The organism is Amycolatopsis sp. NPDC005961 (assembly GCF_040629235.1).
GTDB classification, from domain to species: Bacteria; Actinomycetota; Actinomycetes; order Mycobacteriales; family Pseudonocardiaceae; genus Amycolatopsis; species Amycolatopsis camponoti.
The window spans coordinates 284274-297865 of the sequence record NZ_JBEXVF010000001.1 but is presented as its reverse complement, the minus strand read 5'-3'; the positions used below and the strand labels follow the sequence as shown (position 1 = coordinate 297865).

Here is a 13592-nt window from a genome sequence, read left to right as displayed (position 1 = left end):
CGCTCCCTTCAGGTGAGGTAGTCGAAGACCGGCTTGACCGGGGCGAGCGTCAGGTCGGTGAGGATGTGGCTCGCGGAGACGACCTCCAGCACCGGCAGGTCGGCCAGCGGGGCCAGGACGTGCTGGAACAGCTGCAGCCGCGCGGGGCCGGTGTAGGCCTCCTTGACCACGACGTCGGTGATCTCGGTGCGGACCAGCTCCTGCACGCGGGGCGCGCCGTCGTAGCCGGGGATCGTCTTGAGCATGAACGTCGGGACCGTGATCTGCTGGTCGGCCGCGCGGGCGTCCAGTTCGTGGTGCTTGTAGCCCATGGTCGCGGTCGCCACCCGGAGCGTCCCGTAGTCCAGCGTGCCCACGAGAACGCCGTTGTCGACATAGAGGTTCGGCGACCCGACGGTCTTCGGGTACGCGCTGACCTCGCGGCCGGACGCCGTCGCCGGGAAGTTGTCGAGGTACATCGCGTGCAGGTACTCGCCGCGCTCGCCGTCGAAGCTGACCTCGATCGCCTGGCCGGACTCGGTGTACGGGCCGTAGCCGGAGACGTCGCCCATCTTCATGACCTCGAAGCGCACCAACGGTTCTTCGACCGTCAGCGGCTCCGGGACGACGGCGCGCAGGGCGTCGGCGTCGGTCCGGTAGACGATGTTCAGGTACTCGCGGTTCGTGAACCTCGGGACCACCGGCGCGAACGCCGGGGCGGTCAGGGGAGTGGTCACGTGCTGCCGGACTTCTTCGATCTTCATTCGCCTGTCCACTTCGGAGCGCGGCGCTCGGCGAAGGCGGTCATGCCCTCGCGGACGTCTCGGGACTGCATCAGCTTCTTGATTTCTTCGCGCTGCACGGCTTTCGGATCCGCCGCGCGCACGATCTTCTTGACGGCGGCGAGCGCCAGAGGTGCGTTCTCCGCCAGCTTCTCGGCCAGCTGGAGCGCGACGGCGGCGGCGTCACCGGCCGGCGTCACGCGGTTGACCAGGCCCAGCTCGCCGGCGCGACGGCCGGTGACCGGCTCGCCGGTCAGCAGGAACTCCATCGCCAGGTGGTGCGGGATCCGCTTCGGCAGCCGGAGCACGCCACCACCGGCGGCGATCAGGCCGCGCTTCACTTCCGGGAGGCCGAACTTGGCGTCATCGGCGGCGACGATGAGGTCGCAGCCCAGCGCCAGTTCGAACCCGCCACCCATCGCGAACCCTTCGACGGCGGCGATCAGCGGCTTGGCCAGCTCGGCTTCGGTCAGGCCCCCGAACCCGCGTCCCGGGATCTCCGGGGACTCGCCCTTGAGGGCGGCCTTGAGGTCCATCCCGGCGCTGAAGGTGTTCTCGGCGCCGGTGAGGACACTCGCCCGGAGCGTGGGGTCGCTCTCGAGGTCGTCGAGGGCGGCGGCCAGCTGGGTCGCGACGGCGGCGTTGACCGCGTTGCGGGCCTGCGGCCGGTCGATAGTGATCAGCAGGGTGCTGCCGATCCGTTCGGTGCGTACTTCACTCATGGTCTTGCTTCTCTCAGTTCAGCTCGGCGAGGACTTCGGCGGTGTCCTGGCCGGCCAGCGGGGCCAGGCGGCGGATCGAGCCGGGCGTCGCGGAGAACTTCACCGGGATGCCGACCGTGCGGATGGCGCCCTCGCTCGGGTGCTCGACGGTGTCGAGCAGGTGGCCGTCGCGGACGTACGGGTCCTCGTGCGCGCGGTCCAGTTCGAGCACCGGCGCCATCGGGATGCTGTGCTTCGCGCAGACCTCGGCCCACTCTTCGGTGGTCAGCGCCGGGGCGCACGCGGCGATCTGCTCGGTCAGCCACTCGTTGTCGACGCGGTCGATGGCCTCGCCGTTCACGCGCGGGTCCTGCGCGAGGTCGGGGCGCTCGGCCGCGGCGAAGAAGTCGCGGAAGTTCTTCGGGTTGTAGGGGATGACGCAGGCGAGGCCGTCCTTGGTGCGGACCGCGGCGTGGCCCTTCGTCATCGACAGCGCGAACCCGGTGGGACCTTCGGCCGGCTCGTAGGTGTGCCCGGCGAGGTGCTCGACCAGGTTGAACGCGAGCAGCGTGTCCGTCATCGGGATCTCGATCTGCTGGCCCTGGCCGGTCTTGTCGCGGTGCACCAGCGCGGCGAGCACGCAGTAGGCGATGGTCAGCGACGACACCTTGTCGCCGATGATCGTCGGCAGGTAGACCGGCTCGCCCAGCGCCCGGTTGGTGACGTCGACCAGGCCGGAGGAGGCCTGCACGGTCTCGTCGTAGGCGGCGTTGCCGGCGCGGTCGGAGTCGCCGCGGAAGCCCTGCGCGTGGGCGTAGACCAGGCGCGGGTTGCGCTCGGCGACGTCGGCGTAGTTCAGCCCGAGGCGGCTCAGCGCGCCGGGGCGCATGTTGGTGATCAGCACGTCGGCGGTGTCGATCAGCTTGAGCGCCTGCTCGCGCTCGGTTTCGTCCTTGAGGTTGAGGGCCACGCTGCGCTTGTTGCGGTTGACGTTCAGGTTCAGCGGCGTCATGCCCGGCGTGGTGCGGTACTGGCCCACCCGCACGGTGTCCGCGGGGGACTCGATCTTGATCACGTCGGCGCCCAGGTCGCCGAGGATCTGGGCCGCGTACGGGCCCATCACCACGGTGGAGAGGTCGATCACACGCACGCCGTCGAGCGGGCCGGTGCTGTTCGTCATCTTTTCGTCCTTTCGCGCCTTGCTGTTTCGCTCTACTTACGAACGTAGGCGCGGGCGGCGCGAAAGGGAATGATCATGATGCGAACAATGGTATGACCGCGGTGGTCATACCATTTGTCTAGGTGGTGATCGGGTTTTTGAAGACGTCTTTCGCGGCTTCGACGAGCTCACGCAGGTCGCCGTCGGTGCGGTCGCGGCGCCAGAGCAGGCCGGTGTCCAGCTGGGGGCGGAAGTCGGTGAAGGGGAGGACGATGACGTTGTCGAGCCGGTAACCGTGCATCGGGCTCTTGTCGTCGAGCATGGAAATGGAAAAGGCTTCGCCGCTGGAAATTATTTCCGACGTCCCGCCGTAGCCGGTATTGGTCAGGCGAATGCGTTTCTTGATGCCGAGCTCGTTCAATTGGTGGTCGAGCTGGTCGAAGTACGCCGGCGTGATTTCCCCAGGTGAGGCCACGTACGGGAATTCGGTCAGCTCGGCGAGGCTCACCGAGTCCCGGCCGGCGAAGAGATCGGCCGGGACGACCGCGCCGAGCCGTTCCGACATCACCGGCACCTGGTCGAGCGCGGGATCGGTGACCGGCAGCCGGGCCAGCGTGAGGGCGAGCTTGCCCTCGTGCACGCCCTGGACGAGGTCGGCGGTGGTGCCGGGCCAGCGCTTCAGCTCGTACCGTTCGCGAACGCGCCCGGCGAGGGTGTTGACGCGGTCCCGCAGGTCGGGGTGCACCCCGGCGGGCATGCCGAGGAAAACGGTGCTGCGCTGCGGCTCGGTCGCCTCCTTGAGCCGCCAAGGAATGGCGTTGACCTGCTCGAGGACGTCCCGGGCGAGCGGCAGCAGCGCGGCCCCGGCGGCGGTGAGCGTGACGTGGTGGGTGCTGCGCTCGAACAGCTGCTGCCCCAGCTCGTGCTCGAGGTCCTTGATCCGCTGGCTGAGCGGGGAGGCGGCCATGTGCAGCTTCCGCGCGGCCGCGGAGAAGTTCAGTTCCTCGGCGACCGCGACGAAGTAGCGCAGGTGCAGCATCTCCATGACCTCGACCCTACGGCCCGCACCGTGTCGTCCTCCCAGGTACGCGTGTCGTCCACTCCGGTACGCGTGTCGTTCCTCCAGACACGCGAGTTGACCCTCCAGACACGCGAGTTGACCCTCCGATCACGCCAGTTCCGTCTCCGATCACGCGAGTTCCGTGTGCCGGAACGGACGACGCGCGTGCCGGAACGGACGACACGTGTGTCTGGACGGACGACACGTGTGCCTGGACGGACGACACGGGTGTTCAGGGGGGCGACGCGCCTCGGCGGACCATCCCCAGGAGGTGGGGCGTGCGGGGTCCGGCGCCGGACAACGCGATGCCCGTGGCGAGCAGGAGGAGGTCCAGCTCGGTGACGTCGACGGCCACCGCCCCGGCGGTCCGCGCGCGGTCGAGCAGGGCGGCGGCGGTCGTGTTCATCGCCGCGTGCCAGCCGGCGAACAGGCTCTCGTGGTCCCCCGCCGGATCGGTCAGCGAAAGCGCGAGGGCGCGCTTCGTCCGCACGTGCTCGACGAACAGCCCGAGCCAGGCGAAGAGCGCTTCGCCGGGGTAGTCGGCGTCGAGGTCCGCGCGGCTTCTCAGCTCCGCGACTTCGTCGGCGTACACCGCGACGACCAGCTCGCGCCGGTTCGGGAAGTGCCGGTACAGGGTGGCGTTGCCGACGCCGGCGCGACGGGCGATGCGGTCGAGCGGCGCGTCCGGGCCGTCTTCGGCGAAGACCTCCTTCGCCGCGGCGAGCACGAGCGCCTGGTTGTCCCGGGCGTCCGATCGGCGGGCCCGTGCGGTCATGCTGCTCCTTGCCAAGTGGGGATGTCCCCGGTTAGCGTAGCGGAACACTAACCGGGGAACTCCCCACTTGAGGAGTAAGCATGGACGCCGCCGAGGTCCACCGCCGCTTGGTCGCGTTGACGCCGTTCACCGCACAGAGCGTCGCCGAAGGCCTGCGCTACATCGACCCGCAGGTGGTCGACCACCGCGGCGGCGCGGGCGGCGACCACCACGGCATCGACGCCTGGCGCGCGAAGTGGGAGGCCATGCTCGGCGGCGAGTTCTTCGCGGACTTTCGCGACGTCGGCGTGCGGGTCGAGCAGAACGTCGCCGACGGCGAGTTTTCGGTCAACCGCTACACGAGCACGGGAACGCAGCGCTCGACCGGCCGCAGCTACGCCGTGACCAGCATGGACATGATCCGCGTCCGCGACGGCCGGGTCGTCGAGCACTGGGCCCTGATGGACGTGACGGACCGCGCGGCCCAGCTGGCCCCGCCGGTCAGCCCAGGTGCAGGGGAACCGTCGCGTCCGACGCCGCTAGGGGGAACGTGATCGTGAACGCCGCGCCGCCCTCCGGGGCCGGGCCCGCGGTCAGGGTTCCGCCCATGCGCGTGACCAGGCCGTGGACCAGGGCCAGCCCGATGCCCGACCCGACCGGACGGCGGTCGCGGTAGCGGGCGTTCAGCACGCCGCGCTCGAACGCCACCGCGTAGTCCTCCGGCGCCAGGCCGGGGCCGCCGTCGCGGATCGAAACGTGAGCGGAAGCACCGGACACCGACAGCGAAAACACCATGGGCGCGCCGGCCGGGGTCACCCGCAATGCGTTCTCCGCCAGCCCGTCGACCACCTGACGCAGCCGCCGCGCGTCCGCCAGGACCGGGACCGGCGAAGACGGCACCGAAACGGACAACCGCACGTCCTCCCGCGCGCACCGCAGCTGCCAGACGTCGGCGCAGTCGCGCACCAGCGCACCCAGGTCCAGCGACGCGACGTCCAGCCGGAACTCGTCGGCCCCCAGCCGGGCCAGCTCCAGCAGGTCCGTCACCAGCCGCTCCAGCCGCACAGCCTCGCGTTGGATCGTCTGACCGGCCCGGACCGCGTCGGGACCGGTCGCGACGCCGTCCGCGATCGCCTCGGCGAACCCCGTCACGGCGGTCAGCGGCGTTCGCAGCTCGTGCGACACCGACAGCAGGAAGTCCCGCTGCCGCGCTTCGCTCACGGCCAGCGCGTCGGCCAGCGAGTTCAGCGACCCGGCGACCTCCGCCACCTCGCGCGGCCCCTCCACCGGCACCCGGACGTCGCGCCGGCCCGCCCGCAGCGATCCCGCGGCCAGTGCGGCCCGCCGCAGCGGACGGCCGAGCAGCCGGCCCGAGAACCAGCCCGCGAGCGCGGCCACCAGCAGCCCGATGCCCAGCGCCAGCGCGATGCTGCGCACCAGCGCGCGTTGCGTCGCTTCCGCACTGCGAGCCGGCTGCACCAGCGCGAACGCCGCCCCGCGCGTGCCGACCACCCGCGTCTCGACGAGGTACTGCGCGCCGCCGGCCGTGACGCGCCCGGAGTGGTCCGCGCCGAGCCCGAGCTTGCCCGCGGCCTGCACGGCGACCGCGTCGCCGGCCGCCGGCCCGCCCGCGCGCCGGACCACCACTGAGATGCCCTGCCCGCGCACGACGTCGGCCACCTTGCCGACGCCGAGCCGGTTCCCGATGCCGGTCTCGTCGAGCTGCGACGCGACGACGTCGGCCTGCGCGGCCAGCGACGACTGCAGCACGTTGTCCGCCGTCGTCCGGATCAGCCGGGCCGCGACGAGCCCCGCGACGATCACCGCCACGCCCGCGACGGCGAGGCAGACCAGCGTGATCCGCCCGGCCAGGGTGCCGCGGTACCTCATGCCTGGTCCGCCGCGTAGCCGATGCCGCGGACCGTCCGGATCGGACTCGACGCACCCAGTTTCGCCCGCAGCTGCGCCACGTGGACGTCCACCGTCCGCGTGCCGGCCGCGGCGGCGTAGCCCCAGACGGCGCTCAGCAGCTGGTCGCGCGAAAGCACCTGCCCCGGGTGCCGGAGCAGGTGCGTGAGGAGGTCGAACTCGGTGGACGTCAGGGAAACCTCGGCGTCTCCGGCCCAGGCGCGGCGGCTGGTGAGGTCGACGCGCGCGCCGCCCACGGCGAACGTCTCGGCAGCCGGTGCCGCCCCCGACGCGCGCCGCAGCACCGTCCGGACCCGGGCGGCCAGCTCGCGCGGGCTGAACGGCTTCGTCAGGTAGTCGTCGGCGCCGATCTCCAGGCCCAGCAGGCGGTCCAGCTCGTCGTCGCGGGCGGTGACGAACAGCACCGGCGTCCAGTCCCCGCCCGCGCGCAGCGTCTTGCAGATCTCGATACCGTCCATTCCGGACAGTCCGATGTCGAGCACGATGGCCACCGGCTTGAGCCGCCGGACGGCGTCGAGCGCCCGGCCGCCGTCCGGCTCGACGTGCACGCCGAAGCCGTCGCGCTTGAGGTAGAGCGCCGCCAGTTCGGCGATCGCGGCCTCGTCCTCGACCACGAGGACGAGGCCGCGCCCCGGTGACCCCATACCCGCTCCCGTCTCCGCCGTCACAGACGAGGAGACGCTAGCCGGTCAGGGCGAGCCATCGCTGTTCATGTCGGATTCGATGCCGTTCAGCGTCGACTCGACCCCGCTCAGCTCGGACGACGCCGGGGAGGTGCCGGAGTCCGGCGAGCCCATCAGGTTGTCGCGGCAGGCCGAGCAGCCGAGCGCGATGAGCGCGGCGGCCCCGACCGCCGCCGCGACCCTCGCGCCCCTCACTTGGCCGGCTTGCAGTGCGCGGACGCGAAGGCGTCGAGCTTCTGCTTCGCCGTGGTCAGCTCACCGATCTTGCCCTGACGCTTGGTGACGCGGTCGTCGAGCTTCTTGGCGCGGTCCTCGTGCCCGGCGGTGCGCTGGTCCTGGGCGCGGGCCTTGAGGTTGGCGACCGAGCCGGCCACCTCCGGACCGCCGTTGATGCGCTTCTGCAGGTTGTCGGCCTTCTTCTGCAGCTTCGGCACCCAGTCGCCGCAGACCTGCTGCGACTCCTCGGGGCTGAGCGTGATCGGCGCGACCGGCGCCGGCGACGTCGTCTGGGCCGAGGCCAGCGGCGCCGCCACCAGCAGGCAGGCCGCGCTCCCGCAGCCCGCCAGCGCCAGCCGCGTCCAGGTGGTTCCTCGCATCGTGTCTCCCTTGGGTGAGGTGCTTACGGGGAGAACTTTCGCGGGGCGGTGTTCGGAGGGCGTCCGCTCAGTGTTCGGGGTTTGTAAGGCCGGGCCGGCACCCCGAAGCTTGATTGTGACTACGGCCGGCCGCACCGCGTCAAGGCGGGAAAGATGCCTTGACCCGGCGCCGCCGGCCGTGTTCTGGCTTCGGATCGGGGTGCGGGGGAGGTCTGGGTTCTCGCTCGTCCTCGTTCTTCGTGACCCTTGCGTGTCAGTAGCGTGCTGCGAACTGCTCCATCGCCGCGTTCACGGCGTCCAGGTCGCCCGTCGTCACGAGGTCCAGCAGCAGCCCGCGCGTCACGGCCAGGCCGAGGCGCGCCTGCGCTGGCCGGTCGGCTTCGGGAACTCCGCGCTCGGCCAGCAGTGCCTCGATCGGGGCCAGCCAGTCCTCGATGACGCCGTCGAGGAACTCGGCCGTTCCCGGGGTGCCGCCCAGGGCCTGGCCGTAGAGCTGGAAGAAGAGCTTTTCGTTGGCGCGCAGGTCGTCCGCCGTCAGCCGGCGCCAGAACTCCGCCGGGTCCAGGCCGGCCAGCGCCGCTCGCTGGCGGGCTTCGACCTCGCGCGCCACGGCCGTGAGCAGGCCTTCCTTGGAGCCGAAGTGGTAGATCAGCATGCGGTGGCTGGTGCCGAGGTCGGTGGCCAGCGCCCGCAGGCTCTTACTCGCGCCGCCGTGGTGGGCGATGCGGTCGATCGCCGCGTCGAGGAGCTTCGCGCGCGGGCTTGCGTCGATCATGTACCAAATGGTACACGTACCAAATGGTACAGAGAATCTCGGTCCGCGGGGTCGCGGCCGCGGACGCCGACACCGTGTACGCGCTGCTGCGGGACGGCGCGAGCTGGCCCCGCTGGTCGCCCCTGGGGTCGTTCGAGCTGGTCAGCGAGGGTGCGGACGAACCGGAGGGCCTCGGCGCCGTCCGGCTGTTCCGGACCGGCGGCATCCGCTCGTACGAGAAGATCGTCGCGCTCGAACCCGGCCGCCGGTTCGGCTACGCACTGGACCACGGCCTGCCGCTGCGGGACTACGTCGCCTACGTCGACCTGACCCCGGTGGACGGCGGCACGGAGATCCACTGGCACTCGACGTTCACGGCGAAGATCCCCGGCACCGGCTGGTTCTACCGCCGGTTCCTCGGCCGCTTCATCGGACGCGTGGTCGCCGGGCTGGTCGACGCGGCCGGGGTGCGCGCGGCCCCATAAAGTGGGCGCATGTCAGCGCCACGACGGGGATCGACCGGCCGCACCCAGGAGGAACGCAGCGCGGCGATGCGCGTCCGGCTGCTCGACGCGACGATCGACTGCCTCGTCGAGTACGGCTACGCGGGCACGACGACCACGCGGGTGGCCGACCGCGCCGGCGTCACGCGCGGCGCGCAGGTGCACCACTTCCCGACGAAGGCCGACCTGGTGACCTCGGCGATCCGGCACCTGGCCGAGAAGCGCACCGAGGTCGCGATGGCCGAGCTCGACCGGCTGCGCGCGTCCAGCGACCCGGTCGGCGACGCGCTGCAGCTGATGTGGGAGATGCACCAGGGGCCGGTGTTCTCGGCGACGGTCGAGCTGTGGGTCGCCTCCCGCACGGACGCCGACCTGCGGCGCCAGATGGCGGTGGTCGAGCCGATCGCGACGTCCAGCCTGGTCGAGTTCGGCAAGGCGCTGCTGCCGGAGCACGCGGCGCACCACGAGTTCCTGCACGCGGTGTACACGGCGATGGACGTCGTGCGCGGCATCCTCATCGCGAGCTGGGCGACGCGGGACCAGGACGAGCTGGAGGCCCGCTGGGAGCGCGGCCGCCGGCACCTGCGCCTGCTGTTCACGACCTTGATGGCCGCTACCGCCTGAATGGCGTGTTACTCTCCCTGGGAAAGTAAGGAGACGCGCTGTGCTGTCGAACCCGTACGACCGCAACTGCCCGACCCGCCAGCTGCTCGACCGCATCGGCGACCAGTGGACGGTGCTGATCGTCGGCGCACTGAGGGACGGGCCGCTGCGGTTCACCGAGATCGGGCACCGGGTCGACGGGATCTCGCAGAAGGTCCTGACCCAGACGCTGCGCAGCCTGGTCCGCGACGGGATCCTGACCCGCACGGCGTACGCGGTGATCCCGCCGAAGGTGGAGTACGAGCTGACGACGCTGGGCCGCAACCTGTCCGAGCCGCTGGAGGTGCTGGACCAGTGGGCGAGGCAGCACATGACGGCGGTCCAGGAAGCCCGGGACGCCTACGACGCGGAGCACACCCCCGCGTCGGCCTGAGGTTCGGCGTTCGCCGAAGCGTCGCGCACCTAGATTCGAAGCCATGGACGAATTCCGTGCCCTGCACGTGCCCGGTGCCCCGCTGCTGCTGCCGAACGCGTGGGAGTTCGGCGTCGGCGCTTTCCTTGCCGCACAGGGGTTTCGCGCCCTCGGCACGACCAGCCTCGGCGTGTCCGCGGCGGCCGGGGAGCCCGACGGCGCCCCCTCGACAAGGGACGCCACCGTCGCCCTCACCCGCCGTCTGGCCCGGCTGGACGTCCTGGTCAGCGTCGACATCGCCGACGGCTTCAGCGCCGACCCCGCCGCCGTCGCCGACCTGGCCGCCGAACTCGCCGACGCCGGTGCCGTCGGCGTCAACCTCGAAGACGGCCGTGCCGACGGCTCGCTCGCGCCGGTCGAACACCACAAAGCGCTGGTCAAGGCGGTGAAGGTCCGTGTCCCGGAGCTGTTCCTCAACGCCCGCACGGACACCCACTGGTCCGGCGACCGCTCGATCGACTCCGCCGAAGAACGCGTGAAGGCCTACGCGGAAGCCGGCGCCGACGGCGTCTTCGTGCCCGGCCTGGCCGACCCCGCGGACGTCGAGCGGATCGTCGCCGCCGGGCTCCCGGTCAACCTGCTGTTCCTGCCCGGGAAGGTCACCTTCGCCGGGCTGGCGGAGCTGGGCGTCGCGCGGGTCAGCCTGGGTTCGCTGCCCTACCGCGCCGCCCTCGCGGCGGCGGCCGGCACGGCGCTGGCGGTCCGTGACGGCGGTGACCTCCCGCTGAGCCCGCCGAGCTACGCCGACGTCGTCGCGCTACTGCCGTAAACGCCGTAAACGGGTTGCCCCGGTCTGCTTGGGTCGGGGCATGCGCGCCTTCGGAACCGACTTCGCCGTCCCGCCCGGCTACCTGAACACGCCCAGCGTGGGCATCCCGCCCGCGCCGGTGGCCGCCGCGGTGGCCGGGTCGGTCGAACGCTGGCGGACCGGCGCGACCCGGCCCGGGGAGTTCGACCAGTACGTCGACCGGTCCCGGGCCGGGTTCGCGCGGCTGCTCGGCGTCGAACCCGGGCGCGTCGCGATCGGCGCGTCGGTCTCGCAGCTGGTCGCGAACGTCGCCGCCGCGCTGCCCACCGGCACCCGCGTGCTCGCCGCCGAAGGGGACTTCACCAGCGTGACCTTCCCCTTCGCGGCCACTCCCGGTGTCACGGTGACCGAGGTGCCGCTGGACCTGCTGCCCGAGCGGGTCGAGGGCCACGACGTCGTCGCGGCGAGCGTCGTCCAGTCCGCCGACGGCCGGATCGCGGACCTCCCCGCGCTGCGGGCCGCCACCGAGGCCGCCGGGGCCGCGGTGCTGCTCGACGCCACCCAGGCCGTGGGCTGGCTGCCGCTGGAGGTCGCCTGGGCGGACTGGGTGGTCGCGGCGGGCTACAAGTGGCTGCTGTCGCCGCGCGGCTGCGCGTGGCTCGCCGTGCGGCCGGACGCGCACGAGCGCACCCGGGCGGTCGCGGCGAACTGGTACGCGGGGGACGACCCGTGGGCCACGGTCTACGGCCTGCCGCTGCGCCTGGCCGGCGACGCCCGCGCGTTCGACCTCTCGCCGGTCTGGCTCGCCCAGGTCGGCGCGGCGGCCGCGCTGGAGTACCTCGGCGGCCTCGACCTCGCGCAGGTCGAAGCGCACAACAGCGGCCTGGCCGACCAGCTGCTCGAGAAGCTCGGACTGCCCCCGCGCGGCAGCGCGATCGTCTCGCTCGACGCCGATCCGGAGCGGGTCGCGGCGGCGGGGATCGTCTCGAGCGTCCGGGGCGGCCGGGTGCGCGTCGGCTTCCACCTCTACAACACCGCTGACGACGTCGAACGCGTCTTACCCGCATTCGAGTGAACGCGGCTGAGCGGGTGAACTACCGTATGGCCCCGTGGTTGGTGCGCATTTCACCCCAGGCCCGTCCGACACGGCCCCGCTGGGCGCGGTGCCCCCGCAGCCCCGGCCGCCCGTGCCGGGACCGCCGGCGCGCGACACCCGGTCCCTGCTGCTCAGGGGCGCCGGGCTGGTCGCGATCGCCGTCGTCTCCGGGCTGCTGTGGTTCCTGATCCGGCACGACTCGACGCCCGACGAGCCGGTCGCGCAGCCGCCGGCCCAGAACACCGGGAAGTACCAGTTCACGCTGGTGGCCGGGCCGGCGAAGTCCAACGAGTGCGCCACGAAGTCGTACGGCAAGACGCACGACTTCTTCCAGGACAACGAGTGCCAGTCGCTGGTCCGCGCGCTCTACACGACGGAGTCGGGCGGCGCGAAGGCGCTGGTGTCGGTGGTGCTGGTCGGGATGCCGGACTCGACGAAGGCGAAGGCGCTCAAGACGCTGACCGAGCAGGACGGCACCGGCAACGTCACGGACCTGGTGAAGGACAAGACGTTCACCGGCGACGACGTCCCGAGCGTGAGCGGTTCGGACGCGGCGTACGCGTCGAGCGTGGACGGCACGAACACGACGATCGTGCTGGCCGACTTCTACGCGAAGCACAAGGACAAGAAGCTGATCGAGGCCATCGCGGACGACGCCGTGCGCCTCTCGGCCGACCTCAAGGGCTGACCCGCTCTCCCGAAAGCCGTGAAGGCCGGCAAGAAGGCCTTCACGGCTTTCGGCAGGGGCTCAGCTCGCCTGGCCGGGCATGGCGATCGCCACCGGCTTCTCGCCCGCCTCGGACCGCCACGGCGTGCCGCGCCGCGACGCCGCCACCAGCGCGTGCAACGCGGTCGTGCGCAGGGCCTTGTCGTCGGTGTGGTTCACCACCGCCAGCCACGCCGACGCGCAGTCGGCCTCGGCCGTCGCGACCACCAGCGACGCCGACTTCGCGTCCGTCACCGGCTTCTTCGGCACGTACGCCGCTTCGGGCGCGACAGGCGTCGCCCCGGAGGCGGCCAGCATCGTCTGCAGCAGGTCGCGGCGGACGGCGTGCTCCGCCGCGCCCGCCTTCTCGCCTTCGGCGAAGTCGTCCGGCAGGAACGCGCTGACCAGCCCGTACACCCAGACGGCGGCGTGCTCGGCGGCGAGCGCGGTCTGCAGCGGGTCCACCGCCTCCGCGGGCACGGCGGCGGCCGACCCGGCGATCGCCGGGGCGTCCTCGCCCGGGCCCAGCGCCGGGGCGGTGCGCTGGAGCGCCGCGCAGCCCGCCGCCACCGCCGCGACGATCCCGGCGCGGTAGCGCGGCAGCCCGCCGACGAGGTCTTCGGCCTGCTTGCGCGCGGTCGCCAGCCGCTCCTTGAGGTCGCCGAGGGCGGCCGGCGCCGGGGGCGCCGGGGACGGCGACGGTTTCGGCCGGTTCAGCCGGTCCACTTCGGACTTCAGCGCGGCCGCGTGCGCCGCGCGCGCGTCGGCGAGCTGGCCGGCGGCGTCGGCGTCGCCGCCCTTGGCCAGCGCTCGCGCGGCGGCGGCGTCCGCCTCGGCGGCGGCCAGCAGCGGCTGCAGCGGGTCGGGGCTTTCGTCGTAGCCGGGCCCGCACGCCGCCAAGGGGACGGCCAGCGCGGCCAGCGCCCCCGCGCGGAGGGCGGCACGACGGGTCAGGTCGGTCGGTCTTCCGGTCACGTCGGCCCATCCTGCCAGGCCCCGGGCCGCCACCGCCGCTCGCGCGTGCCGAGGGGGCGACCGGATAAGCTGGTCCACCACCGACCCGCAAC

At 72.3% G+C, this 13592-nt stretch carries 18 protein-coding genes; 7 read left to right on the top strand and 11 right to left on the bottom strand.

The window, feature by feature from the left end; genetic code table 11:
- Positions 1-8 precede the first annotated feature (8 nt).
- The 5 genes from ABZ342_RS01485 to ABZ342_RS01465 form a co-directional block, all read right to left on the bottom strand.
- Positions 9-743, bottom strand: a complete 735-nt coding sequence (locus ABZ342_RS01485; RefSeq protein ID WP_360468105.1) for an acetoacetate decarboxylase — start codon at positions 741-743, stop codon at positions 9-11.
- Positions 740-1483 (bottom strand): crotonase/enoyl-CoA hydratase family protein, encoded by a 744-nt coding sequence (locus tag ABZ342_RS01480; protein WP_360468104.1) that lies wholly within the window; start codon positions 1481-1483, stop codon positions 740-742. Before ABZ342_RS01480 ends, ABZ342_RS01485 begins: the two co-directional genes overlap by 4 nt.
- A gap of 13 nt (positions 1484-1496) precedes the next feature.
- On the bottom strand, positions 1497-2642 hold the full coding sequence (locus ABZ342_RS01475; RefSeq protein WP_360468103.1) for a CoA transferase: 1146 nt from the start codon (positions 2640-2642) through the stop codon (positions 1497-1499).
- 118 nt (positions 2643-2760) lie between these two features.
- The gene (locus ABZ342_RS01470; protein ID WP_360468102.1) at positions 2761-3666 is read right to left on the bottom strand and encodes a LysR family transcriptional regulator; all 906 of its coding nucleotides are present in this window, start codon (positions 3664-3666) and stop codon (positions 2761-2763) included.
- A gap of 247 nt (positions 3667-3913) precedes the next feature.
- A complete protein-coding gene (locus tag ABZ342_RS01465) occupies positions 3914-4456 on the bottom strand; it encodes a TetR/AcrR family transcriptional regulator (RefSeq protein ID WP_155545938.1) in 543 nt (180 codons plus the stop codon).
- 80 nt (positions 4457-4536) lie between these two features.
- Here ABZ342_RS01465 and ABZ342_RS01460 point away from each other — a divergent pair, with 80 nt between their 5' ends.
- The gene (locus ABZ342_RS01460) at positions 4537-4989 is read left to right on the top strand and encodes an ester cyclase (protein WP_360468101.1); all 453 of its coding nucleotides are present in this window, start codon (positions 4537-4539) and stop codon (positions 4987-4989) included.
- On the opposite strand, the gene ABZ342_RS01455 is transcribed toward ABZ342_RS01460, so the two are convergent.
- The 5 genes from ABZ342_RS01455 to ABZ342_RS01435 all read right to left on the bottom strand — a co-directional run bounded on the left by ABZ342_RS01455 (position 4937) and on the right by ABZ342_RS01435 (position 8418).
- Positions 4937-6325: a HAMP domain-containing sensor histidine kinase gene (locus tag ABZ342_RS01455; protein WP_360468100.1), complete on the bottom strand. Its 1389-nt coding sequence runs from the start codon at positions 6323-6325 to the stop codon at positions 4937-4939. The two genes, ABZ342_RS01460 and ABZ342_RS01455, sit on opposite strands and share 53 nt — an antisense overlap.
- On the bottom strand, positions 6322-7008 hold the full coding sequence (locus ABZ342_RS01450) for a response regulator transcription factor (RefSeq protein WP_155545941.1): 687 nt from the start codon (positions 7006-7008) through the stop codon (positions 6322-6324). The genes ABZ342_RS01455 and ABZ342_RS01450 overlap by 4 nt, the downstream gene beginning before the upstream one ends.
- A gap of 45 nt (positions 7009-7053) precedes the next feature.
- Complete coding sequence (locus ABZ342_RS01445) at positions 7054-7242, bottom strand: hypothetical protein (protein WP_155545942.1); 189 nt, start codon at positions 7240-7242, stop codon at positions 7054-7056.
- Entirely contained in the window at positions 7239-7643 is a 405-nt protein-coding gene (locus ABZ342_RS01440; protein ID WP_360468099.1) for a hypothetical protein, read from the bottom strand. Before ABZ342_RS01440 ends, ABZ342_RS01445 begins: the two co-directional genes overlap by 4 nt.
- A 253-nt stretch (positions 7644-7896) precedes the next feature.
- Complete coding sequence (locus ABZ342_RS01435; RefSeq protein WP_360468098.1) at positions 7897-8418, bottom strand: TetR/AcrR family transcriptional regulator; 522 nt, start codon at positions 8416-8418, stop codon at positions 7897-7899.
- 23 nt (positions 8419-8441) lie between these two features.
- On the opposite strand from ABZ342_RS01435, the gene ABZ342_RS01430 reads away from it, so the two are divergent.
- The 6 genes from ABZ342_RS01430 to ABZ342_RS01405 all read left to right on the top strand — a co-directional run bounded on the left by ABZ342_RS01430 (position 8442) and on the right by ABZ342_RS01405 (position 12507).
- Positions 8442-8882: an SRPBCC family protein gene (locus ABZ342_RS01430; protein ID WP_360468097.1), complete on the top strand. Its 441-nt coding sequence runs from the start codon at positions 8442-8444 to the stop codon at positions 8880-8882.
- Between the two features lie 66 nt (positions 8883-8948).
- On the top strand, positions 8949-9524 hold the full coding sequence (locus ABZ342_RS01425) for a TetR/AcrR family transcriptional regulator (RefSeq protein ID WP_360468148.1): 576 nt from the start codon (positions 8949-8951) through the stop codon (positions 9522-9524).
- Between the two features lie 40 nt (positions 9525-9564).
- Positions 9565-9936 (top strand): helix-turn-helix domain-containing protein, encoded by a 372-nt coding sequence (locus tag ABZ342_RS01420; RefSeq protein WP_155545946.1) that lies wholly within the window; start codon positions 9565-9567, stop codon positions 9934-9936.
- Positions 9937-9979: 43 nt separating this feature from the next.
- Positions 9980-10744, top strand: a complete 765-nt coding sequence (locus ABZ342_RS01415; protein WP_360468096.1) for an isocitrate lyase/phosphoenolpyruvate mutase family protein — start codon at positions 9980-9982, stop codon at positions 10742-10744.
- Positions 10745-10784: 40 nt separating this feature from the next.
- A complete protein-coding gene (locus ABZ342_RS01410; RefSeq protein WP_360468095.1) occupies positions 10785-11798 on the top strand; it encodes an aminotransferase class V-fold PLP-dependent enzyme in 1014 nt (337 codons plus the stop codon).
- 34 nt (positions 11799-11832) lie between these two features.
- Complete coding sequence (locus ABZ342_RS01405; RefSeq protein ID WP_230862754.1) at positions 11833-12507, top strand: hypothetical protein; 675 nt, start codon at positions 11833-11835, stop codon at positions 12505-12507.
- Between the two features lie 60 nt (positions 12508-12567).
- On the opposite strand, the gene ABZ342_RS01400 is transcribed toward ABZ342_RS01405, so the two are convergent.
- Positions 12568-13500, bottom strand: a complete 933-nt coding sequence (locus ABZ342_RS01400) for a ferritin-like domain-containing protein (RefSeq protein ID WP_360468094.1) — start codon at positions 13498-13500, stop codon at positions 12568-12570.
- Between the last annotated feature and the right edge of the window lie 92 nt (positions 13501-13592).